A 26,541-nucleotide genomic window follows, 5' to 3' on the forward strand; every position below is an offset into this window, starting at 1 on the left:
CTAATTATTTAAAGGAAATTAGAATGATATATGAAATTCTGCTTTTATGTAATATATTTACTATAGAAGGAATGCAGTAAATCACCTTGTATAATAATTTACAAATGAATATACTAACATGTATTGATCAGAGCGTAGAATCAGTTAGGAGGAACAGAACATGACAAATATAATTAAGAAGTTATCAGCAGAGCAACAAGAAAAACTACTCGAAACACTTCAATCACGTTTTGCTAGTAATATGGATCGTCACATAAATGTGGACTGGTCTTCGTTACATGACAGGCTATTAACAAACGTAGAAAAACTATGGACCCTCCATGAAATGGAAGTTACGGGAGGTGAGCCTGACGTGATAGACTATGATAAAACAACAGATCAATACATCTTTTTTGATTGTTCAGCAGAGAGTCCTGTGGGCCGCCGAAGTGTTTGCTATGACCGAGAAGCTTTGGAATCAAGAAAGAAGAACAAGCCGGAAAACAATGCGATGGATATGGCGAATGAGATGGGTATTGAATTATTGACAGAAGAACAATATAGGTGGCTTCAACAGTTTGGGGAATTTGACAAAAAAACATCGAGCTGGGTGCAGACTCCAGAGGAAATTAGGAAACGTGGTGGCGCTCTTTTTTGCGACCGTCGATACGATCAGGTATTTTTGTATCACAATGGAGCAGAGTCATATTATGCTGCAAGAGGATTTCGAGGGTTACTCAGACTGTGAAATACTAGGGTAATATAGTTTATGTAATTTCTATCACCATTCTATTTTCCTGTACATTCCATCTGTGGTAAGATGAGAGAAAAATGTGGTTTGATATGGGGACATAGTATGGGGTATAGAGGTAGAGTAGTGGCTGTTTGTGTTGTAATATTGTTTAATATCTTGCGTTATGGCTATTATCATATCTATTTAGGTTATCTGTTTGATAGGAGTTTCTTTGTCTTAACAGGGATATTCTTGCTAGTTGCCTGGACAGGTGGGAGACAATACGACGTAGCCAAGTTTTACGCAGAGAAAGATCCGCTAACCAATGCATATAACCGGCGTGCAATAGATAAAGTATTTAAGAAACAGATCTACCAATATAGAAGTCAAGGGAAGAAAATGGGCGTAGTCTTGATCGATCTTGATGAATTTAAAGATATAAACGATACATTCGGTCATCAAACAGGAGATGAATTATTACGTTGCGTTGCGGAACTTATTATGAACATCGCAAAAAAAGAGGACTATGTCGTGCGATGGGGTGGCGATGAATTTGTACATGTCATTCTCGATCTCAAAGAGGATACACTTTCAGACTATGTTCGGAATTTAAGAATTAAATTATCTAATTTAGACATGGAATTAGCCCAGACCGTCAGTGCTTCAATCGGAATCGCAGTTTATCCGGATGATGGAGAGACTTTTGAGGCGCTTATTCAGAAGGCAGATACATCTATGTATGAGATGAAAAAAGCATAAGAAATCCCGAATCCTTGTTAAATCTGCCAAGCAGACTTAGTGAGGATTTTTGAAACGGACGAATATCCCCATGCACCCGACAAATCTAAACTTGATTGAGTGCCGGGCATGTATAGGATAAATAGTATTTAGGCTGAAACTGCTCATGTTCTCTCAATAGTCGCCGTAATTTCCACACCTGTCAAAGCTTGCGTTGCTAGGCGGTCTGCTTCGCTGTTCTTTTTGCGTGAAATCAGTTCATACCGGGGCTGGAATCCTAAAGACTCCATCTTTTCTTCCACTTTATTCGCCCAGCTGTATAGTTCTTCTTCAATGACTGGCCATTGTTCACTTAAATGATTGATTACGACCCGGGAGTCACCCATAATTTCAATGGGTAGGTGGTGTGCTCCAAGAGTTTCGAGTTCTTGCAAGCACAGATGAAGTGCTGCATATTCAGCTTCGTTATTTGTGGATAAGTGAGTAGCCATGGCATTTTTTCGCAGTCTATAGGATTTACCATTTTGGTTATAATAGAGTACGCAACCGAGGCCAGCCAACTTGGTGTCCCAGTCAAATCCTCCATCAAAATATACAGTGATATTATGTGGCTCTGTCTCGATTCCTTTCAAATAGCCTTTTAATTCCTTAATAGTCCAGGAACTATCAAACTGATCTGTGAATAGTATTTGTTTTGTACGACCCGTTCTCTCTAAATCCTCAGCAATCAACAGCGCTTGTTCTGCAGGTAATTCCTCAGACTTGAAAACGGTTTGTACTCTTTTTTTTGATTTATAGATCCATTCAATTAGTACATTCAAAGTAATCCCTCCCATATTCAGTCTAACCAATAAAACTTTATAGAAACCTGTTATAAGTAAAATATATTTACATAAAGGAGATCACGAACATGACCCTATATAGTTGTTCGGAATGTAAGCAAGTATATCCTATTAAAGCAACGCGCTGGAAATGTGAATGTGGCGGTCTACTAAATTTATCACAAACAGAATCTGACACCCCATATGATAATTGGACGAGTCAACGATCCATTTGGAGATATGTTCCTTCGATGGCAGGTAAAGAGTATTTAAGTGGTTGGCGTTCTATTACGCTTGGGGAAGGTCAAACACCATTACTAGAATTAGATGAATCGGACCCAAACACTTTGGTCAAGCTAGACTTTATGATGCCTACACTTTCTTTTAAAGATCGAGGTGCAGCGGTACTTGTAACACTGGCAAAACAGTTGGGCGTGAACAAGGTGATTGCAGATAGTAGTGGTAATGCGGGAACAGCTATCGCTGCATACAGTGCCAAAGCAGGAATAGAGTGTGATGTTTATGTAAGTGCGGATACATCACCCAATAAATTGGCGCAAATTAAAGCGCATGGAGCAACTATTAAAACAGTGAGAGGAACAAGAGAAGATGTAGCGACTGCGGCTCAATTTGCAGTGGAAGAAGAGCAAGTGTTTTATGCAAGCCATGTTTACAATCCGTATTTTTACGAAGGTACGAAGACGTATGCTTTTGAAGTTTATGAACAATTAGGCAAAGCACCTAATACAGTGTTAATTCCAGTAGGAAATGGAACCTTGTTATTAGGGGCCTACTATGGGTTTAGAGAGTTACTGGAAGCGAAGAAAATTGAGTATATGCCGAAGATCATCGCTATTCAAGCAGAGAATTGTTCACCGATTGCTAAAGCATTTGAAGGTCAAGATTTCGAAGAAAAGCCGTTCGTGAATGAAGGAACTCTTGCAGAAGGTATTGCCATTGCATCACCAGCCAGATCCAAACAAATTGTAGAAGCTATTAGAGAGACAGAAGGTACGTTCATTACTGTTTCGGAAGATGAAATTTTGGAAGCACGTGAGATGCTTGCGGTAAAAGGTTTCTATGTAGAAATCACTTCGGCTGTTAATTATGCTGGGTACATGAAATATGCGAATTCTAGAGATGAAGTCATCGTGATCCCGCTATGCGGAGCGGGAATCAAGTCTCCAACATGAAAAAACCTGCACGGAGAGCGGTCATGTTTAGTAAACACGATAGTTTTCCGTACAGGAATTATTGAAGTTTACGCGATTTCCGTTTTCCCTTGAATCTCTTCAACATCTGGCTCGCCTAAAACATTTTCTGTTTTCGCAACGACAACCGCACATGCAGCATCACCGGTAATGTTGACGGCTGTACGCACCATATCAAGTAGACGATCTACTCCGAGAACGAGTGCGATTCCTTCAACTGGCAGACCGACTGACGTCAAAACCATAGCTAGCATAATTAGGCCAGCGCCTGGTACAGCAGCCGTTCCAATACTAGCCAGTACTGCAGTTAAAACAACAGTGAGTAACTGTCCAATAGTTAATTCAATACCATAAGCTTGTGCAATGAATATCACAGCTGCCCCTTGCATGATCGCGGTGCCGTCCATATTAATAGTGGCGCCAAGCGATTGAGTGAACGAACTGATAGACTCCGGTACTTTTAACTTCTCCTGTGCCGTTTTCATTGAAATAGGTAGTGTCGCAGCAGAACTGGCGGTACTGAATGCGACTACCTGAGCTGGAAAGAAGTTTTTGAAAAACCAAATGGGACTGCGCTTGCCGATCAATGCGACTGATCCACCATAGACGACAATCGTATGGATTAAAAGGGCTCCCAGAACAACTCCCATATACATACCCATTACCTTAAGTGCGTCCATACCCTGACTTCCTACAGCGGATGCAATCAAACCAAATGCTCCGTATGGCGCGAACTTCATCACAAATGTAATCAGATACATAATGAGTTCATTCGCTTGTTCGAATAACTCTTTCACTCTTTCAACTTTACTACCCATCATTGCCATTCCAAAGCCAACCAATGCTGCAAAGAAGATAATCTGCAACATATTACCTTCTGCCATCGCACTAATCGGGTTTGTAGGAATAATGCCTAATAGAGTTTCTGCTACTGGTGGAGCTTCTTGTGCTTCATATGTGGCGTTAGCTGTTTCGAAGTTACCTCCTTCACCAGGCTTTAGCAATAGACCGAGAGAAAGTGCGATGACAAGAGCGATGGCTGTTGTAATTAAGAAAAATCCGATCGTCTTCCCACCAATTCTACCTAATTTCTTCGGATCACCCATTCCAACCGTTCCGAGGACGATTGAAATGAATACCACGGGCACAACTAACATCTTCATCAGATTCAAGAAGATGGTACCGAGTGGTTTGAAAAGAAATGCGTCAGCTTGTGTAAAAATACTAGGTGTGAAAATATTCAATACTAAACCGACAGCTACCCCTGCAATAAGTGCAATAATAATATTTCTGGCCAACTTCATACAGATCCCTCCTTAACATAATGTATTCGATTATAAACATAAATATGAAAGCGCTTACTTACCATTATTCGATATATTTTGCAAAATGTCAACCTGTCTTGATACCTGCTTAGTAAATTATTAACTAGTTGAAGAGGATAAAGGTTAAACAAATAGATTAACTGCTTTTAAAATTCAATGTATTGTTTGGTTTTTTTAATATCTAGCTGTACAATTAGTTTATCTATTGATAATTCTTTATATTAAGATAGGAAGTGTTTTAACTGAAGAAAAGAGGGCGTCAAGTAGGAGCAGATGGCGAAAAAAGTCGTAAATTACTTTTAGAAATCTCAGCAATGCAATTCGCTATTCATGGTTTTCATAAAACAAAGATTAGTGAAATCGTGAAAGAAGCAAATGTCACGCAGCCAACGTTCTACTTATATTTTAAAAGCAAAGAAGCTGTATTCCAGGAATTAGTCAATGTATTCAAAGAGAAATTGTATCATCATGTAGCACAAAGCAAACTACCTGCAGATGTGGCCGAAGAAGGGTTAATGGAACGAATTGCTTATGGCTTGCGTGCCGTTTTTGAACTCTTCCAGCAAAATGAAGAAGTTGCCCGGATTGGTTTCGTCGTTTCCGAAGAAGCAACTACTATTAAAGCCCAAATGACTGCTCAAATAGAAAGTAATCTTACAGAAGAAGCTAGACTTGGATACTTTCATACTAATGTAAATTTCAGTGTGGTCGCTGCTGCCATGGTTGGAGCGATCGAATATCTGGCGATCACTAAACTTTGGACAGGCTCTCATACACCAGATGAGCTGGCCGAAGAGATCACACAATTATTTTTACATGGGTTGAAAATATAAGTATGATATACACAAGCGTAAGCTCACATATAGAGTTTATGCTTTTTACTTATGCAAGCCTTATTAAGATGTATTGTTAGGTATAGCATGGATAGTATCTTGGTTTTACACACACCGATGTTTGAAATAGTAGAAGTTCAAAAGATGTATAAAAACTGTTTAGTTGGAAGTGACGGGCAATGCTAAAATCAAAACTGCAAAAGAAAATATTGTTAATGGTTACTTCACTTATTTTATTTTTAATGACTCTTATGCTAATCGTTTTTGTCATCACAGACTATTTGAACTTACTTGATCGTAGTCATACAGTAGGCTTACAAACTGCAAAGATGCTTTCTCATATGAACACAGTTAAAGATGGTCTTGAGGAGAAAGGGGATGTGGAAAAGGCCGGCGATTTGGAAGCGGTAATTGAACGTTATTCCAATCAAGTGGATGCTACTTTTATTGTAGTTCAAGACAAAGCGGGGCATATTCTCGCTTCACCGGATGATAGTCAAATAGGCAAAGTGATACCATTTGAAGATGGCTATAAAGCGATTGTGTTTGGAGCGAATTATTCTATGCTGTCTAGCGAAATTATCGGTCCATCAGTCAGCAGTAAAGCACCAATTTATAATGAACAAGAAAATCAAATTATTGGTGTCGTAACAGTAGGGTATCTAATCTCAGATCTACGGGAAAATGTGCATAATCGTGTAGAAAAATTGATCTATATATCATTGCTGATCCTTGCCCTCGGAATATACATCAGTTTTCGATTGGCAAAATCCATTAGGAAAGATACATTTGGGCTGGAGCCAGAACAAATAGCAAACTTTTATATGGAAAGAAGAGCGATATTGGCATCAATCGATGAAGGAATTATTGCAGTAAATCAATCAGGTAAGATTACACTGATTAATACTGCGGCCCGTTCTATTTTAGGCATTCGTACGAATCGTAAGGGAGATGACATAGAGACAATATTTCCTAACTTGCCTTCTGTGGCAGAATTAAATGGGTCGGTCACTCAATCCTTTGAAATGGTCTATTCTGCAAAGAGACTGGTTGTCAGTGGGATGCCGCTTCAACTAGAAGGAGTACAAAAAGGCGCACTGATTACTTTCCGTGATACGACAGAGATGGTGGAAGTTGTGAACACGCTCTATGAAGTTAGGAAGTATTCGGATGACTTGAGAGCGCAAACGCATGAATTTACAAATAAACTCTATTTAATTTCAGGCTTATTGCAACTCGGCAAATATGAGGAAGCAGTTCGCACGATTCAAACCGAAATCAATGTTAGTGATAACACCAATCAATTTATCCTCGAAAACATTAAAGACGCACATGTACAAGCTATTCTGTTTGGAAAATTGGGAAAGGCATCTGAAATGAAAGTCGGATTTGAAATTGATGACAATAGCAGTTTGGAATCGTTACCAAAATGGTTGGGAACGGGTGCATTGACTGTAATTCTAGGGAATTTGATTGATAATGCGCTGGAAGTGACCGCAAACCATTCGGAAGGACATGTTTCATTTTTTGCTTTAGATTTTGGAGAAGATGTTATTTTTGAAGTGTCAGATAACGGACATGGTATTCAGACAGACCAAATTGATACGTTATTCCAAAAAGGTTACTCTACAAAATCGAAGACAGGAAGAGGTTTTGGCTTAGCGAATGTACAGCAAGCTGTACGTTCGCTAGGTGGAACAATTCAAGTGTCCAGTACAGAAGAAGGCACAATCATTTCTGTCTATATTCCGAAACATGCAGAACATGAGGAGCGTGAAGTGAAATGATTCATGTGGGAATTGTAGAAGATGATTTTCGTATTGCCTCCATACATCAGCAGTTTTTAGAAAGTGTAGATGGCGTGAAAGTAGTCTGGCAAGCGTTACGTGCAAAAGACACATGGGAAATGCTCGAAAAACAGCCGGTGGATTTGCTGTTGGTGGATGTTTACATGCCTGACCAATCAGGTATTGATTTGGTACGGGAGTTGAAAGTAGACTTCCCCTCATTGGATTTCATCATTATTACGGCAGCTACAGATCGTGAATTGGTCGCACAAAGTTTGTCGGCAGGTGCATTTCACTATTTAGTGAAACCTGTAGAATTAACCAAGTTACAAGAAGTCATTGAGCGCTATCAACAGCGACGGTTATTTCTTCAGGAAAGCCTTTACGCAGATCAAGAAGAGATTGATAAACTCTTCGTGCATGCCGCGGCAGTAAAAGAAGATGAAACAAATCTACCTAAGGGTATTCATCCTTTAACTTTGCAGAAAGTAATAGATATCGTCAATTCTTTGACCGAAGGAACGACAGCAGAAGAAGTAGGTGAAAGACTAGGTGCTTCACGTACGACGGCTCGAAGGTATTTAGAATATCTAATTGCAGAGGGGAAGATGAGGGCAGAGCTCGAATATGGAATTGTCGGAAGACCAGAACGTAAATACTTTGGATTATAAGTATATAAATGGAGTAATGGAGTATTTACTAAATAACCAATCTTTAGCATCCTTTCATAGGATGCTTTTCTTGTGAACATAATGAACAAAAAGTTGTTAAAGTCTTTTGAATTGTTAAATTTGTAAACGGTTACAATTTAGAATTGTTAAAGTACACTACATATAGATGATAAATCAGAAAGAAAAGGGGAGAACAGTATGAAAAAAATAGTAGGCGTAGCAGCACTTTCATTTGCACTTATTCTAGGCGCTTGTTCATCGGATAATGCAGGTGTAAAAGACGATTCAGATTTCCCAAAGAAGAATCTTGAGTTCATTGCACCAGCAACACCAGGAGGCGGTTGGGATGCTACAGCTCGTGCTATACAAAAGATTTTGAAAGAAGAAGACATTGTAGATCAGAGTATGACTGTCATCAACAAACCGGGTGGTAACGGTGAAGTAGGTTGGCAATATCTTTCTAAGAAAGATGCACATACAATGGCGATTGACTCTAGTCTATTGATTACAAATAACTTACTTGGACAAAGTGATCTCACATATGAGGAGTTCACGCCACTTGCTACATTAACAACAGAGTGGATTTCGGTAGCAGTCAAAAACGGTTCACCTTATGAAACAGCAACGGACTTAATGGAGCAGCTAAAAAAAGATCCAGCTTCCATAAAGATCGGTATTGCGCCTGGCCTTGGAAACAACGATCACTTGTCTTTCGTAAAAGCAGCTAAAACATTCGGAGTCGATGTTACAAAATTAAACTTCCTCGTATATGAGAGCGGCGGCGACGTTATGACCAGTTTGCTTGGCGGTCACGTAGACGTAGCAACGATGGCAGTGTCCGAATCCTCAGAACAGCACCTTGCAGGAAAATTTAAGATTGTTGCAATTTCTGCTGACGAGCGCCTTGAAGAATTGCCTGACGTACCGACATGGAAAGAAGAAGGCGTAGATATGGTCTTTCCTCACTGGCGCGGTATTCTCGGACCACCGGATATGACTGAAGATGAAATCGCGTATTGGAATGAAGCGTTCGGGGAAATGGTTGAGACGGACTCTTGGAAAGAATTGCTAGAGAACAATGGTTGGGAAGATTTCTATCAAGACAGTGCTGAAACAACTGAGTTCTTGAAAGAGCAAAAAGAAATGTATACAGAACTGATTGACGAGTCTGGTTTACAGAAGTAAGTACACATAAAAAGATTGAGTCCCGCTCAAGCGGGCTCGCTTTTTTAATTTTTCAACTAGAAGGAGGAACACTGTATGGTTCGTTACATAACCCCAATCCTGGCAACTGTCGTTGGTATCATTATGCTAATCAGTGCTATCAACTTACCTAAATCAAATCTCGGAAACCCGAACGGTCCGATGTATTTCCCGCTTTTAATCGCTAGTATTTTAATTATTTCAGGGATTGTCTATTTCTATCAAGAATTCAAGGCGCGAGGTAATGACTTTGCTGATTTCCGTGCCTTGCGAATCGGCAAGTCACCATTATATTTGCTTGTATCGCTCATTTTGATGCTAATTTATACAGTATTGTTTGAACGGATTGGTTTCTTGTATTCGACTATCCTGTTCCTTGCTGGATTATTGTTCTTATTGAATGGACGCAAGAAGTGGATGTCCAACATTATTATTGCGGTCGTATTTTCGTTTGTAACTTGGTATGCATTTGGAACACTGTTGCAGGTTAGTTTACCTTAAAGGAGGAACCGATATGGGAATAGATGTACAAGCCATCTTAGATGGATTTTTGACTACAATTCAACCAATGAATTTATTTTGGATCGCACTCGGCGGGTTCCTCGGAACAGTTGTAGGAATGCTGCCTGGTCTTGGACCCGCAACCGCAATTGCTTTGCTGATTCCAATTACATTTGGAATGGAGCCTACTAGTGCACTAATTTTAATGGCTGCTATTTACTACGGTGCGATGTATGGTGGCTCTAGAAGTTCGATCTTATTGAATACACCGGGTGACGGATCAGCAATTGCTGCTACGTTTGACGGCTATCCGATGGCACAGAAAGGTCAAGCAGGCCAAGCGCTTGCAATATCTGCTATTGCTTCGTTAATCGGTGGATTAATCGCGGTTGTCGGTTTTATTGTACTGGCTAAGCCGCTCGCCAGTTTTGCTTTGCGATTCGGCCCTGCTGAGTACTTCTTATTGATGGTTTTCACACTATCAGCAATTGTTGCATTGGCAAAAGGCCAGATGGTCAAAGGATTCATTTCGATGTGTATTGGATTAATGATCAGTACAGTAGGAATTGATTTGCAGACGGGAGTCTACCGTTTTACAATGGGCAATGTTCATCTGAGTGAAGGTATTGATTTCCTTGTCGTCATTATCGGTATTTATGCGGTAGGAGAAGTATTATACAACTTCTTATCCATCAATAAACCGGTTGGAGAGAAAAAATCTGTCGGCAAAATTTGGATTACGAAAGAACAGTGGAAGCGTTCGAAGTGGCCAATTATTCGTAATGGTCCTATTGGTTTCCTAATCGGTGTACTTCCTGGAGCAGGCGGTGCAATTGCATCGATGCTAAGTTATTCCTTAGAGAAACAAGTTTCTAAGCACCCAGAAGAATTCGGAGAAGGTGCGATTGAAGGATTGGCAGCACCAGAGTCTTCTAACAACGCAGCGGCTGTCGGAGCATTTATTCCGATGCTCGCTATGGGTATTCCAGGATCAGGAACAACTGCCGTGATCCTTGGTGCAATTGTCATGCTCGGTTTAAAGCCTGGCCCACTATTGTTTGAGAATAACCCCGATATGGTATGGACATTCATCAATAGTATGTTTATCGGTAACTTGTTCCTAGTTATCTTGAATATTGCACTTGTCGGAATCCTTGTAAAGATTTTAGACACACCGCCTCGCGTATTATATCCTGTTATTATGATGCTGGCGTTTATCGGTACCTATACACTTGGATACAGCACAGTAGACTTCTTGATTTTGATCATCTTCGGTTTCGTTGGTCTGTTCATGAAGATGCTGAACTTCCCGGTAGCTCCATTGATTCTGGCAGTAATTGTCGGGTCAGATATGGAACAAAACTTCCGAATGAGTTTGATCTCGTATCCGAACGCTATTGGTATTCTTACGGCATCACCAATTACTATTGCACTTGTTATTATGACAATTGTTTCGCTCGGATTACCTTTCTTGTCTTCTTGGTTAAAGAAGCGTAAAGCGCAAAAAAATAATAGCGAAGCAATGTAAGTGATTGTATGACAGCGATGACAAAACAGAAAAAACTATTATTCTCTTTTAGTGTGTTGCTATATATCATAACGTTTTCTCCTCTAGTGGAGACAACAGAAGTATTACGTGCCATCGCATGCCTCATCATTATCCAAGTTCTTTGGATTGGTGGGGTCTTTCCTTTAGCATTCAGCTCCTTGTTGCTGATGTTATTGCTCTCAGTGCACTTCTTTACGTATGAAGAAACATTGAGTTATTTTGCTTCAGAGATTGTCTGGTTGCTATTTTCGACGTTCATTTTAGCAGGTGCATTCATCGAATCGGGACTCGCCAGCCGCTTGTCATTGAAACTACTTTCCTTATCGAAAGGCTCGAGCCGTTTGCTAGTGTTTTTCTCATTCATCCTAATGTTCATCTTATCTCTGTTCATTCCGTCCAATGTAGGAAAAGCGAGTCTAGTATCATCAGTACTAGATAGCATCGTCAAGCATTTACAGACGATGGGTACCGTAGAAAGGTTAGCAAAGTCTTTATTCGTCGGCTTAACGCTCATTGTACCGATATCAGGGGCGATAGTGGCAACGGGTGCTAGCTCGACGCTATATGCTTATGGGTTGCTGGGCGATATGACGGAAGGGCTCTATTACGTGAGCTGGATTTTATATATGGGACCTCCTATCACTGTGTTTTTGTTGTTATTATTTCTGCTCTTTCTTTTAGTATTCCCACCTGAACAGATTGACGGTGCAGAACTTGAAAGAGTGATTGGTGATAAAATACATGCGCTCGGGCATATGTCACGTAACGAATGGAAAGTTCTTGCGATTCTTGGATTGACCGTAATATTGTGGATGACGGGAAGTCTACATAGCTTTTCGGTCTCGCTAGTTGCACTGTTTGGTGCGACATTGACAATACTTCCGGTTACGGGGATCTGGCAATGGGAGACGGCAAAGAAAAAGATTGGCTGGGATTTATTACTGTTCTTTGCAGCAACGTTGATGTTATCGAGCATGTTGATTAAGACAGGTGCAGTGAAATGGTTTGCTTCCCAGCTGATCAATTTGCTATCGATGGATTCGTATTTCTTGGTGGTATTATCACTGTTGCTAGTTACGGCTTTACTAAGACTGTTTTTCGTCAATGTACTTGGTTTTTTAACAATCATGCTACCTGTAACGCTAGCAATAGGCGAAGCATTCCCCACGCATGACCCACTGTACTTATCAATGGGCGTGTTCTTAATGGGAATCCCAGGCTTTATTTTGATAACGCAATCACCAATACATTTAATTAGTTATGAATATAGTTATTTCACGAAGCGTGATTTACTGCGTTTGGGATCAGGTGCATTTGTCATTTGGCTGCTCGTCGTACTCGCTTCAATTTATGGATATTGGATGGTATTTTATTCTTAAAAGAAAAGGGGAATTATGGATGACTTGGTTAGTTCAAGAACAGAAAACACAGAAAGAACTAGCAGGAGATTTTTCGGCTGCTATTCGTAAAACAGAAATTTTGAAAATCATGGGTGCGCATGATGGGATGGCAGCCTTGACTGCAAAAAAAGTAGGCTTTGAAGCATTGTATTTATCCGGTGCGGCATTTACTGCATGCCGAGGTTTACCCGATCTTGGGATTTTGCATTCGCAGGAAGTGGCGGAACGTGCGAGAGAATTAGTGCGTGCAACGAATTTACCCATTTTAGTAGATATCGATACTGGATTCGGCGGTGTGCTGAATGTTGCGCGAACAGCTAAAGAAATGGTCGAAGCAAATGTAGCGGCCGTACAAATTGAGGACCAAGATCTGCCGAAAAAGTGTGGGCATCTAAATGGCAAGAAGTTAATTCCTGCCGATGAGATGGCAGCGAAGATTCGTGCAATTAAAGAAGTAGCTCCTTCATTAGTGGTGGTGGCCAGAACGGATGCACTGTCTGTTGAAGGACTCGATGCAGCTATTGAACGGATGGGATTATATGTTAAAGCAGGAGCAGATGCGTTATTCCCTGAAGCGTTGACAACAAAAGAAGAATTCGAGAAAGTGGGAGCTGCATTTGATGTGCCGCTGCTGGCTAATATGACAGAGTTTGGACGGACGGAATACTATACAGCGGAAGAATTTCAGAATTTTGGTTTTTCAATGGTTATTTATCCTGTTACTTCTTTACGTGCAGCTGCGAAAGCATTTGAAACAGTATTTCAGGAAATCTTTGATAAAGGGACGCAAGTGGATGTGCTCGATCAAATGCAGACACGTCGTGAATTATACGAAACGATAGAGTTGGAAAAATATGAGTCATTAGATGGGAAAATCGCCAAAACAATCATTCCTGAGTGAAGGAGGAACTAGCCATGAAACAAAATGCTGTGCCGTGTACAGTCTATCGCGGCGGTACGAGTAGAGGTGTGTTCTTTAAGGAAAGTGATCTACCGAAATCGAAGAGTGCGCAAGAACAAATATTCATGTCTGCAATGGATGCGTATAATCCGTCCCAAGTAAACGGTCTTGGGAGCGGTACCTCTCATACGAGCAAAGTAATTGTTATTCATGAAACTGACAGTGAAAAAGCGTGTCTTGCGTACACATTCTACCAAGTAGGAATTGGAGAGGCTATTGTAGATTCAGCAGGAACGTGTGGGAATTTAATGGCAGCGGTTGGAGCTTATGCGATAGATGAAGGATTGGCGAAAGTTCCTTTAGCTGACGGAATGTGTGATGTGACCGTGCTGAATCATAATATCAACCGTTTGGTGCGGATTGAAGTTCCAATAGTAGACGGAGCAGTTCAAGTGGATGGAGATTATTTAATGGCCGGAATTGTGCATACGGGTGCAAAAATCAGCGTCTCAATTTTGTCTCCGGGCGGTGGTAAAACTGGCACTACATTTCCTGCTGAAATGCGTTCAGAGTTAGTGGCGGATGAACAAAAATTTTCGGTGACTATTAGTGATATTGTTAATCCGTTTATTTTTGTAAACGCACAAGATTTTGGATTGGATGGTTCAGAGTCGAACGATATACTCAGTCAAAACCAACACTTGCTCACGCAGCTTGAAACATTACGTGTCCAAGGTGCCGTTTCTGCAGGCATGGCTGAAACTATCGAGGCGGCCAAGGAAGTACCTTCGATACCGAAGATCGCACTAGTTGCACCGCCACGCGATTATTTTACTACGTCAGGTGTTGAGGTCAAAGCAGAGGAAATTGACATCATAGCTAGAATGATTTCCATGGGGAAATTTCATCGGACGTTTGCCGGTAGTGGTCTATACAACTTAGCCTCCACATTATTGATAGATGGCACGATTCCGAATGATTGTTACACGTCGAGCGAGCAGAAGCAGCTCCAAAACATACGAATAGGTCATCCCGATGGTATAGCAGAAGTGACTGTCGAATTAACGGAAGATGGCAAAGATGTCGCTGCAGTTGGCTTAGATCGTACAGCCAGAAGAATACTAGAGGGACAATGTTATGTACCAAGTTGGCTGTAATTTTAACTGACTCATATTAGAAGACGAAGGGGGACTACGGTATGAAAAAGCACTGCGAATGGCATCGTGATACACTGCGCGAAGAGTTAACGATTGATGGGCAGCAATACAGCTATGTTTCATTGAAGAAGTTGGAAAGGTTTGGCTTTGATACAATAGATAGCTTGCCTTATACAATTAGGTTGCTACTAGAATCTGCAGTTCGTCATGCTGACGGACTATACATAACAGATGAACATATCGCTGTACTGGCAAATTGGTCAGGTGGGACTGAGGGCCAGGAAGTACCTTTTAAACCAGCACGTATTGTTTTTCAGGATTTCACAGGGATTCCGGCTATTGTGGATCTGGCTTCTATGCGGGATGCGGTAGCAGCACGTGGTGGCAATCCTCTAGTAGTCAATCCTCAAATTCCTGTTGATTTGGTAATCGACCATTCGGTTATTATCGAACACTCAGGTGATCAGGCGGCGTTTGAACAAAATCTGTCCATTGAATATGAACGAAATGCAGAACGATATTCGTTTGTGCGTTGGGCACAGAAAAGCTTTGAAAACTTCCATGTCGTACCGCCGGCAAACGGTATTGTCCATCAAGTGAATTTGGAGTACTTAGCTACAGGTGTTAGAACGGAAACATACAATGATAGAAGGTGGTTGTACCCGGATTCTTTAGTTGGCACGGATTCGCATACACCGATGATTAATGGAGTTGGAATAGTAGGTTGGGGTGTAGGTGGAATCGAAGCGGAGTCTGCCATGCTAGGACAGCCATTATACTTTACAATTCCAGATGTAGTAGGAGTGGAGCTGACGGGTTCATTAGCTGATGGTGTAACGGCGACTGACCTTGCGTTAACGGTTACGAATACCTTACGAAAAAAAGGGGTCGTTGGGAAGTTTGTGGAGTTTTACGGTGAAGGTCTACGTCAGATACCTGTAACTGATCGTGCAACAATAGCTAATATGGCGCCTGAATATGGCGCTACAATGAGCTTCTTTCCGACTGATGAGCGAACAATGGAATATTTTCATCAAACAGGACGTGAGGATGTTGTTCCTTTAGTGGAAGGATACCTACGTGCTCAAGGCTTATTTATGGATGATGCATCTATAACTCCACGGTTTTCAGAAACAGTGGAGCTAGATTTGGCTACTATCATACCGACGGTCAGTGGACCGAAAAGGCCCCAAGATACAGTGGCACTAATTGATATGAAGCAGTCGTTTGAAACTGTTTTGATGAAATCTGTTACTGACGGTGGATACGGCAAGCAACGTGTGAAAACTGCGAAGGGTATACAGGACGGGTCTATTGTGCTGGCTTCTATTACAAGTTGCACTAATACATCCAATCCATCAGTCATGATGGCAGCAGGCTTATTAGCTGCACGTGCCGTGGAGATGGGCTTACACGTACCTTCGTATGTCAAAACGACATTGACACCTGGCTCTCGAGTCGTCACACGTTATTTAGAGAAGGCAGAATTACTAACATCGCTAGAGCAACTTGGATTTTACGTAGATGGCTATGGGTGCGCTACATGCTGTGGCAATAGCGGCTCTCTGATGCCAGAAGCGGAAGAAGCTATAGCAGAAAATGATTTGGTAGCGGCGTCAATTTTAAGTGGGAACCGGAATTTTGAAGGACGTGTACATCCACTGATCCGTGCAAATTATTTAGCTTCACCTCCACTAGTTGTTGCCTATGCCTTGGCAGGGCGTATCGATATCGACTTTGATAGCGAACCTATCGGCATTGGAACAGAAGGGCAACCAGTTTATTTAGCGGACGTATGGCCTTCTACGGAAATAGTGCAAGAAGTGATTGCGGAAACTGTCGACGCTTCACTGTTCCGTGAAGAATACGCAGGTATTTATTCAAATGAAACTTGGGAATCCATACCGGCAACGGAAGGTTTGCTATATAACTGGGATCAAGACTCAACGTATATTCAACGTGCGCCTTATTTTGATAAGGTTCATAACGTATCCATCACAAAAAACACCGAGAAGATGATTCCACTGCTGATGCTGGGTGATTCTATCACAACGGATCACATTTCACCGGCAGGACAAATTCCGATAAATAGTGAGGTGGGAAAATTTTTATCAAATAAGGGAATCAGTCCGCGTTCTTACAATAACTATGGTGCCCGCAGAGGAAATCATCATGTGATGATGCGCGGTACGTTTGCGAATATACGTCTTCGCAACCAACTCATCCCCGGTGTAGAAGGTGGCTATACAATACACAGGGGGACAGGAGAACAAGTTACAGTATTTGAAGCGGCACAGCGATACGAAGAAGAACAGCGTAATTTAATTGTATTGGCAGGGAAAGAGTACGGAACGGGAAGTTCGCGGGACTGGGCGGCAAAGGGTACTTCGCTGCTTGGTGTGAAAGTGGTGCTTGCTGAAAGCTTTGAGCGCATTCACCGTAGTAATCTATCGGGCATGGGAGTGCTGCCTCTTCAATTTGTAGAAGGAGAATCTGTGTCTGTGCTCGGCTTGGATGGAACAGAAACATATACGCTGGATGTGGAAGATCGTGCATTCGTTCCTGGGCAGCGCTGCAAAATGACAGCAGTCCGGCTGAACGGTGAAGCCATTCAATTTACTGTATTACTTAGAATCGATAACATGATGGAAAAATATGCATATATGCAAGGTGGCTTATTACCTGCAGTAGCTGAAAGCATGATGGATGTATAAAAATTCTGAAACATAGTAATTGATCACGCTACCCATTGAGTAAACAAGCTACTAAAAAGCATTGACACAACTATTTTTATACTATAAAATCAATGTCAACGCTACTTAGATAACGGTTTACTTAAAGGGGATTAGAGAAATGATGGACTCGAGAAATAAATTGAAAATGATGATTGTAACTGCGTTATTTGCAGCCATTATTGGTATTATGGCACAGCTAACAATTCCACTACCACTCGTTCCGATTACAGGACAAACACTTGCAGTCGGTTTAGCAGCGACGATTTTAGGTTCACGTTATGGAACGATCTCTGTACTAGTATATTTAGCGATGGGAGCGGTAGGTATGCCGGTATTCTCAGGCATGTCTTCGGGGTTAGGTGTAATCTTTGGACCTACTGGCGGATTTCTTATTGGTTTTATTCCAACGGCATTCATTACGGGTTATTATATGGAACGCACAAGTTTCAAACTACCCAATGCGATCATCGCCAATATACTTGGAATGTTCGTCGCGTTAGCGTTTGGTACAGTTTGGCTAAAGTTTATCGCGGAACTTTCGTGGACAGCCGCGATCATGGCAGGCTTTGTTCCATTTTTAATTGGTGGCTTCATCAAAGCGTTCCTTGCAGCATGGGCTGGTATTATGGTTCGAGGCAGATTGCTCGCTAACCGTTTATTGCTAGCATAATCTAATTTCTGAACCTGAAAAACGTTAATTCATATACTATGAGTTAACGTTTTTTTGTTGATATATAAGCCCTTTTGTTTCTCATATCAAATGCATAAGAAAAGCAGTTGGATTACTGAATACTATAGGGTACTGATATATATACTAACAATAGTAAGTATTCAAGTTAATGAGGGGCTGTTAGTATGAAAGTTGCTGTAGCTATCGATGGTTCTGAACATGCTTTTCGTGCAGCGAAATATGCGCTGACACTTTTAGAAAATGCACAAGACGCAGAGCTTGAAGTGATTTCCGTAACCGACTATAACAAAGTGGAAGTTGAACAACTCCTGTTACAAAACTTTAACAGTTTATCCTTGTAAGAAGATCGAATTGTGAGACCTGTAGTGGAATTGGCGGAAAGAGCCGGAGTTAAAACGACTATCACGCTGTTACGAGGGAATCTGGATTAAGGAATTATTAATTATTTACATACGGGAAATGTTGCACTATTAGTGCTTGGTAGTGTAATGGAGAAAGCAAATTGTCCAGTAACAATCGTCAAATAAAGAAAGTCGTCATATAGACTTGTATAGTAGACTTTTTGACGATTTTTAATGTAGATAGGAATTTTTGTTTTTTTAAGAAGCAGATAGTTGGATTTTTGTTAAGTAATTGGTAGAATGGTTTTGGATTGTTAGAGCAGATATTTAGTACTGGACTACATGATCCGTGAAGAGGGTAAAGAACATGAGAATGGATTGTTATGTCGGTGACAGAAGCTGAAAGAAGATCTCAATTGAAAAATTGAAGAAAGTAGTTGTAGGAGGTTTTATCATGAAGATTGCTGTGGCGGTAGATGGCTCAGATAATGCATTGCGGGCAACAGATTATGCGATTATGTTAATGGAACAATTTTCTGAAGCGAAACTAGAATTGATCCATGTCATCGACTTCAATAAAGAAGATGAGCGATTATTAAAACAAAGTCCTAATAGTCTTGATAAGTATCAAAAGAAGAAGTTGCAATCTGCGTTGAAGTTAGTAAAAGATAAGGGAATAGTAGCGGAAGTCACAGTACTTCAAGGAAATCCGCACCAGCAAATCATTAAGCATGTAAACAATAATGAAATTGATCACCTCATCCTTAGTAGTCGAGGCTTGCGATTACTTAAAAATTTAGTAATGGGTAGTGTCAGTCAAAAAGTAATCAAACATGTGAATAGCTCTGTCACGATAATTAAATAAATAATATAAAGCAAAACTGCCATAGCATCTCGTAAAGATATGCTATGGCAGTTTTTTTAGAGTCGTTGATTAGCTACAAGGATACTGGATATCATAATGATATTTGCAACTAGAACACTGGCTGTACTAAATGACGCGAAACGCACTCTTGCAAAAAATTACATAATTGGATTGAAAGCTAGATAAATATGATTGGGTAGGTTGCATGATTTATTGAAACGACTAACCTAATTAAAAGCATTTACGTACACATCTAGTGCCCAGTAAGATATGATACCCATATGGGTATATAAGGGGTGACAAGATGAAAGAACAATCGTATGAAAATCATACACGTGTAACACCATTGCAACACTACATTTGGCTGCCATTAAGCTTTGTATTGCTTTTAACAACAGCGATCTATGGAACTTATCAATTCGTAAAGCATGGTTTTTCAATGCAGCTTCTGCTATTATTCGCAGTTACCGTTCTCGCTATTATTCCAGGAATGCTTGCACGTATTTATGCGTTGTCTTTGCAAGATCGATTAATCGTCACGGAAGAACAGCTTCGTTACTTTATGTTGACGGGTAACCGTTTAGCTACAAGATTGACGAAACCACAATTGATTGCATTACGATTTGCTTCAGATGAGGAGTACGTGGAGCTTGCGGATCGGGCTGTGGTTGAAGAGCTATCGCCTGATGAAATTAAGAAATCCGTAAAGTCTTGGAGAGCAGATCATCAGCGGGTGTAATGAAAATGAGAGCACAGGATCTGAACTAGATCTGTGCTCTCTTTTACTGTGGTTACATATTTTAAGTGTGGCTTATCGAATGATTATCAATAAACTGATAGTAAAAAAGCCGAACATAAACTACCTATCATGACAAGTAAAAAAAACATATCTATGCCGTTATACCGTGTAGGATAATAATACGTCCTGGCAGCACCCATCTGATACTGTTTTGCTTCCATCGCAACTGCAATGCGTTGTGCGCGACGTATACTTTGGGCAAATAGAGGGACGGTATAGGATTGCAATCGCTCATACAACCCCTTTATCCCTTTTGAAAACTGGATATTCCGTACTTTCAACGCATTCCTGCGAATTTGCAGCTCTTCAGTTACAGCAGGAATTAAACGAAAAGCCGCAATAAAACTATATGCATATTTGGATGGTAGACGAAACTGCTGCATCATAGCGTAAAAGAATAGTACGGGTTGGATCGTTAAGATAAACGTAAAGCCGACGAATCCGAATGAAAGGGACTTACTTCCGAGCAAAAGCGCATGTTGAATGCTCTCTTCGGAAATCTTGAACAGCCCCCATTGCCAAAGCACCGCTTCCCCCTTACCGAACAACAACATCGTCAATCCAGTAGACAGGAAAGAAATGACTAACGGAATTGAAAGTATTGAAAGTTTCTTCAATGAATAACCGCTGAATACATAAAACACTATTCCGTATAAAACCGCTTGTGAGATAGCAAAAGGTACACTTTGATTCACAAGCGTAATAATCAAGAACGCAAAAAATACGATAAATTTTAGTGCGGGATTGACTCGGAATAACCAGGTCTCGCGTTTAGGTGTGAACCAATTGAACATTCTTTGCACCTCCTGGTATATTAGCCGTATGCAGTACGCCGTCCACTACAGTCCAAACAGCAGTGGCGAAGCTCTCTACAATTTCCGTATCATGCGTAACCATCAAAATGGTCATGCCTTCAATGCGCAACTGTTCCAGCTTCTCAAGAATGGCGAATGTGTTTCGTGCGTCCTGTCCAAAAGTAGGTTCATCGAGCAATAAGATATCTGTATCAGGAGTGAGAGCAGTTGCTACACTCAAACGACGCTTTTGACCCGTAGATAGCTGATAAGGATGGCGTGAAACAGAATCAGGTAAGTTAAATAAGCGTATCAATTCCTTCGCATAACGATCTGCATTAGCTTTTGGCATATCGTGCAAAGAGACGGTTAACTCTTCCGTAATCGAATTCGTCACAAATTGTAGTTCGGGATTTTGAAAGACAAGTGAAAGACCTTTCGGCAGTTGGCGCTTCTTCTTTTTCCACGCAATGGGCACGCCGTTCACCTCGTAGACACCGTCAGTCCGAAGTAATTGCATGAGTGATAAGAGCAATGTACTTTTACCAGAACCATTTTCTCCAACAATCGTAATCCAGTCAGCAGCTTGTACGGTCGCCCGTTTGACAGAAATCTTCTCCACTTGACCACGATAGCCGTGAAAGTCCTGAATCTGAATTTTCTCCTCGGATGTAACTGTTTGACGATTGATCATCATCGATTGAAATGCTTCAGACGCTTTATATTCTTCCCATACCCCTGGATACCAAATACCATAACGTTTCAGTTCTTCCTGAAAGTGTGCGAAGATCTCTGCAGGTGAACCGTCTGCTATCATAACCCCATGATCATTAAACAGCACTACGCGATCAACCCAGTCCGCAATCAAATCAATTTTATGTTCCACGATAATCACAGTTTTATCAGCGGTTGCTTCTTTAATAGAAGACCAAATTTGTTGCGTGCCTTCTGGATCCAGTAAGGCAGATGGTTCATCCAAAAATAGCACGTCAGGTTCCAGTAATAATACAGAAGCTAATGCTAACCGCTGCTTCATACCTTGCGACATTTCATTGATGGACGTATGTGGGTCTTTCAAATGCAAGTCTACACGTTTCAATACCTCTTCAATAAGAAGGGCCATTTCTTCACGCGGAACTTGAAGATTTTCCAATACGAAAGCGAGTTCCTCATCGACATATGTCATACAGAACTGTGTATCGGGGTCTTGGAAAACGAATCCCCATGAGTCAGGCAACTGAATGTCTGTTGCTTTCATTGGTAGTTCGATAGAGTTTGGTATAATGCCGCTCAATACTTGGAGTAAAGTAGATTTCCCGCAACCACTAGGACCGAGCATGAGAACTTTTTCACCAGGCCGAACAGAGAAGGAGAGGTCTTTAAAGAGCAAAGCATCTTCTCCTGGAAACTTTAATCGTAAATCGGTAACGCTGATGTTTTTCATAGTTGGATCATTCCTCCGCGTTTACTGATCAAGCAACGTATATTCTTTCTTATCAACAGGTCGAATTAACGATGTCACGCCTGTTGCTTCTAGCGCTCTTACAATAAATACAGCGAAAATACCTGTGAAGATGAATGCGCTGATTGTACGTAATCCGTATTTCACAATGAGTGCCCATGTTTCGAGTGCTGCGTACCCGTAAATTAAATCGAGTCCGAAACTTGCAAGACATGAAGCGATACCTGCTAACCCGGCGATTAAAATGGAATAGCGTCTATAACGGAATGCAGCAAACAGTAATTCCGCAGCAAGACCCTGTGCAAACCCATACATCAAAACCTCAATACCATGTCCGGCAAACGCAGACAAGGAAGCCCCTGCCAGACTTGCGATGAATGCAGTACCAGGCTTTCGCAATAATAAAAAGGCGAACGGTCCTACCATGAACCACATGCCGTAAAGCAGTTGACGTGCGACAGGCATGATCGGTTTGACGACAGTGTATAAATCATCCCAAAACTTCATCAGTACCCCAAACACCACGCCAATCATGATGGTGATCAACAAATCGGTAAACTTTAACTTCTTCATACTCTTCCACTCCTTGTTATTTTTTTATACAAAAAAGCCGTCTGAAGAGCAGACGGCCGAAGAAGGAAAGAGATTCCTGTATAATTCCATCGATCACGGTCTCTACGCTGGCATTACCCAGATCAGATTAACGGTCAGCAGTAGATTAATCTGCTATCTCAGCCTGTTTCTCTCAAGCACCCGTACGGACAATTATGTAAGTAATCCTAGTATACAGCACGTTGAATTGTCTGGCAACTTAAGAAATTACTACACGTTTCAATGAACTGCATACAGTTTAAATTGAACATATACTAGTGAAATCCTGATATACTAAAAGGATAGAAATAATCTTAATTGTGTTCTTAATATAATGTAAATAGAGTGTAAAAGGAGTTTTTACATGACGAAACATATAGCATTTATTGACGTGGAAACGACAGGTATGAGTGCCGAGGCCAGTGAAGTGATCGAGTTAGGCGTTATGCTCGGAGAGTATGAAGATAATCGTATTATTCGGGTGGCTGATGAGTATTGCGAGTTTCAAGAACCGTTCTATTCCATCTCTCCGACCATTACGAATCTCACAGGCATTACCGATCAGATGGTAAGAGGGAAGTCATTGGATATGGATAGAATCTTGAAAATACTAGATCAAGCAGACGGTATAGTAGCGCATAACGCATCATTTGATAGAGGATTCGTTAGTCGACTATTGCCTGAAACGCTCGACATGGACTGGTATTGCTCCGTCCGACAAATCAAATGGAAGAATTACGGCTTTGAGAACGGTAAACTGCAACAATTGCTGAGAGCGCACCGAATTCAAGTGCATAACGCTCACAGAGCGCTCGACGATGCAAAAAATCTTGCGGTCTTGTTGAACTCGTCCAATCCGCATCTGGAAGATGATACATTCATCTCCTATTTGATGAATAAAGCGCCGATGAAGAAACCAGCTAAAACAAGATTTTAATAGCAGTGAAAGATGTCCGGGAAGTACTTTGCCGGTCATCTTTTTTATTGGTGATCAGTTGTGCAATCTTTTAAGGGTGGTGGCTCTTCTTAATTATAGTTGAAAATGACTAAGACCACTCAAAAACATCCCATGTGCATAGTTTATCCATATGTTATTGCTATACTACTCTTGAAATCAACAGTAAAAGAAAAAGGGGATAGTTTGATGGGTAAAAAAATACAAACCGTTATGTTTTTAATGGGTGCTCTATTAATCAGTGGTTGTAGTAACGATACACAATCAAATGATCAGAACAATCAACAGAGCAACGAAGGAAATCATCACATGATGGATGACTCTACAATGGAACACGGACATATGAGCCATGACAATGTAGTGAGTTTAAAAGACTCGACAGGTGTAAATGAATTAAATATCCCACCATTGCTAACTAGTGATGCGACAGATAGAACTGAATATACTATCAAAGCGCAAACAGGTAAGGTAGATATACTTGATGGGATGACTACAGAAACCTTGGGATATAACGGTGATCTGTTAGGTCCGGTTCTTCAATTTAAAAAAGGTGAAACCATAAAAATTAACACAATCAATGAATTGGATCAAGAGACAACGTTTCATTGGCATGGTTTAGAAGTGCCTGGTGAAGCAGATGGCGGACCGCATACAACACTTAGTCCTGGTGAAAAAGAACAAATAGAATTTAAAGTGACACAAGAAGCGGCTACGTTATGGTTTCATCCACATCCCGAGGGAAAGACATCTGAACAAGTATACAAAGGACTTGCAGGGCTAATTTATATTGAGGATTCTAATTCAGCGAAATTAGAAATTCCTAAAGAATACGGAAAAAATGATATACCTTTAGTTTTCCAAGATCGAATTTTCGATGAGCAAGGCCAATTGGATTATAAAGCGGTAATGAACGAAGATGGAACGATAGGCGATACGTTATTGGTCAACGGCACAGTAAATCCTGTATTACCAGTAGAGAAAGAACAAGTGCGTCTTCGCTTGCTAAATGGATCAAACGCGAGAAATTTCACATTCAAATTGAATACAGGTGAATCGTTTGTTCAAATTGCGACAGATGGTGGCTTCTTGAATAAACCCGTCAAATTGAATGAAGTAACCTTGACGCCATCCGAGCGAGCAGAGATAATTATTGATTTCTCGCAACTAAACTCTACAGATGATTTATCTTTAATTAATGAAGATGGATCTATCCTTTTGCCGTTTGATGTGTCACATCAAGAAGTAGATGGTACAGAAAGATCCGAGCAGCTAAATGATTTTGCCGTAACGGACGAAGAAAAAAACATGCCGGTTACGAAGAATATAGAACTTTTTGGCATGATGGATCATGTAACGATTAATGGAAAGAAATTTGATCCGGAAAGAATAGATTTTACGCAAGAACAAGGCGTGACAGAAGTATGGGAGATCTATAATAAAAAAGATATGATGGGTGGTATGATTCACCCATTCCACATTCACGGAACACAGTTTAAAATAGTTTCACGAGATGGTGTAGAACCTAAAGAGAATGAGAGGGGATGGAAGGATAGTATTGCTGTTCATCCTGGAGAAAAAGTGAAAATCGCCATCCAGTTTAAGCATAAAGGTGTGTACATGTTCCATTGTCATATTTTAGAACATGAAGACAACGGAATGATGGGACAAATAGAAGTGAAATAAAAGTGATGCGTAAAGTAGCCAGTGAAATATTTATTTCACTGGCTACTTTACACTTTTTATGAAATAGGGCAAGTGCAAATTGAGTTCGGCAGAAGGGGATTCTAATAAGAAAGACAAAAGGAATGAATTGATTATAAAAAACCATTTTAATACTTGATACATCTGCTTTCTGAGCAAGTGACACTGAAACTACAGATAAAGATAATTAACCAGATGAAAAACTACTGCTTATCATATAATGCTGCTCGCTCATCCAAATAGCGGTAGAGTGTTGATTTACTAATACCTGTTTCTTCTTTGATATCAAATAAAGTGAAATTTTTACTATCATACATTTCAAATGCGCGTTGTAAATTATCATCAGACTTTCGTGGACGTCCAATTGTTTTACCTTGTTGTTTCGCAACTTGTAGTGAAAATGTAGAGGAATGACTGAGAAAAGTGGTTTGCAGCTTTGCAAAAAATTCTACGTTTTGAAGCAATGTGGTAGATTGCATAGTTTGATTCGTTAGCTGTTCGTCCACAAAATTAATTATGAGTTGATCACGTTCTGCCAAACGTAAAATATCCCAAAGTTGCTGAAGCGAGTCAGCTAACACTTCAATGTTTTGTACGTACAATGTGTCTCCACTTTGGACATCCATTAGTAGTCGTTCAAGCTCCACTCTTTGTTTAGCCAGTCCATGTGATTCTACATAAATCGTGTCTATAGTAAGATTTGCTAGTTGTTCAGTAGTTTGCTGATCACCTACAATCGGGCGGATATATCCATACTTCATTTTTTACTCCTTTCATCCCAAAACTGTTCACTTATGG

Annotated in this window: 25 protein-coding genes and 1 riboswitch; of the genes, 19 read left to right on the top strand and 6 right to left on the bottom strand. The window is 40.7% G+C overall.

Annotated features, from left to right (window positions below):
- Positions 1 to 160 precede the first annotated feature (160 nt).
- Together CSV74_RS09265 and CSV74_RS09270 are read left to right on the top strand one after the other, a co-directional pair.
- Positions 161 to 727, top strand: a complete 567-nt coding sequence (locus tag CSV74_RS09265) for a DUF4256 domain-containing protein (protein ID WP_099691421.1) — start codon at positions 161 to 163, stop codon at positions 725 to 727.
- Between the two features lie 108 nt (positions 728 to 835).
- Entirely contained in the window at positions 836 to 1,471 is a 636-nt protein-coding gene (locus CSV74_RS09270) for a GGDEF domain-containing protein (RefSeq protein WP_158231779.1), read from the top strand.
- Positions 1,472 to 1,614: 143 nt separating this feature from the next.
- Here CSV74_RS09270 and CSV74_RS09275 read toward each other — a convergent pair whose 3' ends face one another.
- Positions 1,615 to 2,271 carry a reverse transcriptase-like protein gene (locus CSV74_RS09275; RefSeq protein WP_099691423.1) on the bottom strand — a complete coding sequence of 219 codons (657 nt, stop codon included), beginning with the start codon at positions 2,269 to 2,271 and terminating at the stop codon, positions 1,615 to 1,617.
- Positions 2,272 to 2,360: 89 nt separating this feature from the next.
- Here CSV74_RS09275 and CSV74_RS09280 point away from each other — a divergent pair, with 89 nt between their 5' ends.
- Positions 2,361 to 3,464, top strand: a complete 1,104-nt coding sequence (locus tag CSV74_RS09280) for a threonine synthase (RefSeq protein ID WP_099691424.1) — start codon at positions 2,361 to 2,363, stop codon at positions 3,462 to 3,464.
- Positions 3,465 to 3,532: 68 nt separating this feature from the next.
- On the opposite strand, the gene CSV74_RS09285 is transcribed toward CSV74_RS09280, so the two are convergent.
- Positions 3,533 to 4,786, bottom strand: coding sequence for a dicarboxylate/amino acid:cation symporter (locus CSV74_RS09285; protein ID WP_099691425.1), 1,254 nt, complete (start codon positions 4,784 to 4,786; stop codon positions 3,533 to 3,535).
- Between the two features lie 326 nt (positions 4,787 to 5,112).
- On the opposite strand from CSV74_RS09285, the gene CSV74_RS09290 reads away from it, so the two are divergent.
- The 14 genes from CSV74_RS09290 (at position 5,113) to CSV74_RS09355 (ending at position 20,180) form a co-directional block, all read left to right on the top strand.
- Positions 5,113 to 5,640: a TetR/AcrR family transcriptional regulator gene (locus tag CSV74_RS09290; protein ID WP_255408337.1), complete on the top strand. Its 528-nt coding sequence runs from the start codon at positions 5,113 to 5,115 to the stop codon at positions 5,638 to 5,640.
- Between the two features lie 179 nt (positions 5,641 to 5,819).
- Positions 5,820 to 7,427, top strand: a complete 1,608-nt coding sequence (locus tag CSV74_RS09295; RefSeq protein ID WP_099691427.1) for an ATP-binding protein — start codon at positions 5,820 to 5,822, stop codon at positions 7,425 to 7,427.
- Positions 7,424 to 8,098 carry a response regulator gene (locus tag CSV74_RS09300; protein ID WP_099691428.1) on the top strand — a complete coding sequence of 225 codons (675 nt, stop codon included), beginning with the start codon at positions 7,424 to 7,426 and terminating at the stop codon, positions 8,096 to 8,098. Before CSV74_RS09295 ends, CSV74_RS09300 begins: the two co-directional genes overlap by 4 nt.
- Before the next feature lie 198 nt (positions 8,099 to 8,296).
- A complete protein-coding gene (locus CSV74_RS09305; RefSeq protein WP_099691429.1) occupies positions 8,297 to 9,283 on the top strand; it encodes a tripartite tricarboxylate transporter substrate binding protein in 987 nt (328 codons plus the stop codon).
- Positions 9,284 to 9,358: 75 nt separating this feature from the next.
- Complete coding sequence (locus CSV74_RS09310) at positions 9,359 to 9,802, top strand: tripartite tricarboxylate transporter TctB family protein (protein ID WP_029054251.1); 444 nt, start codon at positions 9,359 to 9,361, stop codon at positions 9,800 to 9,802.
- A gap of 13 nt (positions 9,803 to 9,815) precedes the next feature.
- Positions 9,816 to 11,330: a tripartite tricarboxylate transporter permease gene (locus CSV74_RS09315; RefSeq protein WP_029054250.1), complete on the top strand. Its 1,515-nt coding sequence runs from the start codon at positions 9,816 to 9,818 to the stop codon at positions 11,328 to 11,330.
- Positions 11,331 to 11,338: 8 nt separating this feature from the next.
- Entirely contained in the window at positions 11,339 to 12,730 is a 1,392-nt protein-coding gene (locus tag CSV74_RS09320) for an SLC13 family permease (RefSeq protein ID WP_233190859.1), read from the top strand.
- A 19-nt stretch (positions 12,731 to 12,749) separates the two neighbouring features.
- Entirely contained in the window at positions 12,750 to 13,652 is a 903-nt protein-coding gene (gene prpB, locus CSV74_RS09325) for a methylisocitrate lyase (RefSeq protein WP_099691430.1), read from the top strand.
- Between the two features lie 14 nt (positions 13,653 to 13,666).
- Positions 13,667 to 14,809 carry a PrpF domain-containing protein gene (locus CSV74_RS09330; RefSeq protein WP_099691431.1) on the top strand — a complete coding sequence of 381 codons (1,143 nt, stop codon included), beginning with the start codon at positions 13,667 to 13,669 and terminating at the stop codon, positions 14,807 to 14,809.
- 41 nt (positions 14,810 to 14,850) lie between these two features.
- The gene (acnA, locus tag CSV74_RS09335; RefSeq protein WP_099691432.1) at positions 14,851 to 17,523 is read left to right on the top strand and encodes an aconitate hydratase AcnA; all 2,673 of its coding nucleotides are present in this window, start codon (positions 14,851 to 14,853) and stop codon (positions 17,521 to 17,523) included.
- A gap of 139 nt (positions 17,524 to 17,662) precedes the next feature.
- Entirely contained in the window at positions 17,663 to 18,214 is a 552-nt protein-coding gene (locus tag CSV74_RS09340) for a biotin transporter BioY (protein ID WP_099634316.1), read from the top strand.
- Between the two features lie 185 nt (positions 18,215 to 18,399).
- On the top strand, positions 18,400 to 18,576 hold the full coding sequence (locus CSV74_RS09345; protein ID WP_099691433.1) for a universal stress protein: 177 nt from the start codon (positions 18,400 to 18,402) through the stop codon (positions 18,574 to 18,576).
- A 454-nt stretch (positions 18,577 to 19,030) separates the two neighbouring features.
- Positions 19,031 to 19,441, top strand: a complete 411-nt coding sequence (locus CSV74_RS09350) for a universal stress protein (protein ID WP_099670785.1) — start codon at positions 19,031 to 19,033, stop codon at positions 19,439 to 19,441.
- A gap of 304 nt (positions 19,442 to 19,745) precedes the next feature.
- Positions 19,746 to 20,180, top strand: a complete 435-nt coding sequence (locus tag CSV74_RS09355) for a DUF6526 family protein (RefSeq protein WP_099691434.1) — start codon at positions 19,746 to 19,748, stop codon at positions 20,178 to 20,180.
- An 86-nt stretch (positions 20,181 to 20,266) separates the two neighbouring features.
- Here CSV74_RS09355 and CSV74_RS09360 read toward each other — a convergent pair whose 3' ends face one another.
- The 3 genes from CSV74_RS09360 to CSV74_RS09370 are packed head-to-tail and all read right to left on the bottom strand — an operon-like array spanning position 20,267 to position 23,069.
- On the bottom strand, positions 20,267 to 21,034 hold the full coding sequence (locus tag CSV74_RS09360) for an energy-coupling factor transporter transmembrane component T family protein (protein WP_099691435.1): 768 nt from the start codon (positions 21,032 to 21,034) through the stop codon (positions 20,267 to 20,269).
- Entirely contained in the window at positions 21,012 to 22,478 is a 1,467-nt protein-coding gene (locus CSV74_RS09365; protein WP_099691436.1) for an ABC transporter ATP-binding protein, read from the bottom strand. Before CSV74_RS09365 ends, CSV74_RS09360 begins: the two co-directional genes overlap by 23 nt.
- A 21-nt stretch (positions 22,479 to 22,499) precedes the next feature.
- Complete coding sequence (locus tag CSV74_RS09370; protein WP_099691437.1) at positions 22,500 to 23,069, bottom strand: ECF transporter S component; 570 nt, start codon at positions 23,067 to 23,069, stop codon at positions 22,500 to 22,502.
- Positions 23,070 to 23,151: 82 nt separating this feature from the next.
- A riboswitch (TPP riboswitch) is annotated at positions 23,152 to 23,263 on the bottom strand.
- A 188-nt stretch (positions 23,264 to 23,451) separates the two neighbouring features.
- On the opposite strand from CSV74_RS09370, the gene CSV74_RS09375 reads away from it, so the two are divergent.
- Positions 23,452 to 24,024: an exonuclease domain-containing protein gene (locus CSV74_RS09375; protein WP_099691438.1), complete on the top strand. Its 573-nt coding sequence runs from the start codon at positions 23,452 to 23,454 to the stop codon at positions 24,022 to 24,024.
- Between the two features lie 207 nt (positions 24,025 to 24,231).
- Positions 24,232 to 25,725, top strand: a complete 1,494-nt coding sequence (locus CSV74_RS09380) for a multicopper oxidase family protein (RefSeq protein WP_099691439.1) — start codon at positions 24,232 to 24,234, stop codon at positions 25,723 to 25,725.
- Positions 25,726 to 25,946: 221 nt separating this feature from the next.
- Here CSV74_RS09380 and CSV74_RS09385 read toward each other — a convergent pair whose 3' ends face one another.
- Complete coding sequence (locus CSV74_RS09385; RefSeq protein WP_099691440.1) at positions 25,947 to 26,504, bottom strand: recombinase family protein; 558 nt, start codon at positions 26,502 to 26,504, stop codon at positions 25,947 to 25,949.
- Positions 26,505 to 26,541 lie beyond the last annotated feature (37 nt).

It is taken from the genome of Sporosarcina sp. P19 (genome assembly GCF_002743165.1).
In the GTDB taxonomy this organism is placed as follows: domain Bacteria; phylum Bacillota; class Bacilli; order Bacillales_A; family Planococcaceae; genus Sporosarcina; species Sporosarcina ureae.

What these genes read in the sequence shown, in the direction of transcription:
- CSV74_RS09265 (WP_099691421.1), top strand. Translation starts at nt 161, where the DNA reads ATGACAAATATAATTAAGAAGTTATCAGCAGAGCAACAAGAAAAACTA.
- CSV74_RS09270 (WP_158231779.1), top strand. Translation starts at nt 836, where the DNA reads ATGGGGTATAGAGGTAGAGTAGTGGCTGTTTGTGTTGTAATATTGTTT.
- CSV74_RS09280 (WP_099691424.1), top strand. Translation starts at nt 2,361, where the DNA reads ATGACCCTATATAGTTGTTCGGAATGTAAGCAAGTATATCCTATTAAA.
- CSV74_RS09285 (WP_099691425.1), bottom strand. Translation starts at nt 4,786, where the DNA reads ATGAAGTTGGCCAGAAATATTATTATTGCACTTATTGCAGGGGTAGCT.
- CSV74_RS09295 (WP_099691427.1), top strand. Translation starts at nt 5,820, where the DNA reads ATGCTAAAATCAAAACTGCAAAAGAAAATATTGTTAATGGTTACTTCA.
- CSV74_RS09300 (WP_099691428.1), top strand. Translation starts at nt 7,424, where the DNA reads ATGATTCATGTGGGAATTGTAGAAGATGATTTTCGTATTGCCTCCATA.
- CSV74_RS09305 (WP_099691429.1), top strand. Translation starts at nt 8,297, where the DNA reads ATGAAAAAAATAGTAGGCGTAGCAGCACTTTCATTTGCACTTATTCTA.
- CSV74_RS09310 (WP_029054251.1), top strand. Translation starts at nt 9,359, where the DNA reads ATGGTTCGTTACATAACCCCAATCCTGGCAACTGTCGTTGGTATCATT.
- CSV74_RS09315 (WP_029054250.1), top strand. Translation starts at nt 9,816, where the DNA reads ATGGGAATAGATGTACAAGCCATCTTAGATGGATTTTTGACTACAATT.
- CSV74_RS09320 (WP_233190859.1), top strand. Translation starts at nt 11,339, where the DNA reads ATGACAGCGATGACAAAACAGAAAAAACTATTATTCTCTTTTAGTGTG.
- prpB (WP_099691430.1), top strand. Translation starts at nt 12,750, where the DNA reads ATGACTTGGTTAGTTCAAGAACAGAAAACACAGAAAGAACTAGCAGGA.
- CSV74_RS09330 (WP_099691431.1), top strand. Translation starts at nt 13,667, where the DNA reads ATGAAACAAAATGCTGTGCCGTGTACAGTCTATCGCGGCGGTACGAGT.
- acnA (WP_099691432.1), top strand. Translation starts at nt 14,851, where the DNA reads ATGAAAAAGCACTGCGAATGGCATCGTGATACACTGCGCGAAGAGTTA.
- CSV74_RS09340 (WP_099634316.1), top strand. Translation starts at nt 17,663, where the DNA reads ATGATGGACTCGAGAAATAAATTGAAAATGATGATTGTAACTGCGTTA.
- CSV74_RS09345 (WP_099691433.1), top strand. Translation starts at nt 18,400, where the DNA reads ATGAAAGTTGCTGTAGCTATCGATGGTTCTGAACATGCTTTTCGTGCA.
- CSV74_RS09350 (WP_099670785.1), top strand. Translation starts at nt 19,031, where the DNA reads ATGAAGATTGCTGTGGCGGTAGATGGCTCAGATAATGCATTGCGGGCA.
- CSV74_RS09355 (WP_099691434.1), top strand. Translation starts at nt 19,746, where the DNA reads ATGAAAGAACAATCGTATGAAAATCATACACGTGTAACACCATTGCAA.
- CSV74_RS09360 (WP_099691435.1), bottom strand. Translation starts at nt 21,034, where the DNA reads ATGTTCAATTGGTTCACACCTAAACGCGAGACCTGGTTATTCCGAGTC.
- CSV74_RS09365 (WP_099691436.1), bottom strand. Translation starts at nt 22,478, where the DNA reads ATGAAAAACATCAGCGTTACCGATTTACGATTAAAGTTTCCAGGAGAA.
- CSV74_RS09370 (WP_099691437.1), bottom strand. Translation starts at nt 23,069, where the DNA reads ATGAAGAAGTTAAAGTTTACCGATTTGTTGATCACCATCATGATTGGC.
- CSV74_RS09375 (WP_099691438.1), top strand. Translation starts at nt 23,452, where the DNA reads ATGACGAAACATATAGCATTTATTGACGTGGAAACGACAGGTATGAGT.
- CSV74_RS09380 (WP_099691439.1), top strand. Translation starts at nt 24,232, where the DNA reads ATGGGTAAAAAAATACAAACCGTTATGTTTTTAATGGGTGCTCTATTA.
- CSV74_RS09385 (WP_099691440.1), bottom strand. Translation starts at nt 26,504, where the DNA reads ATGAAGTATGGATATATCCGCCCGATTGTAGGTGATCAGCAAACTACT.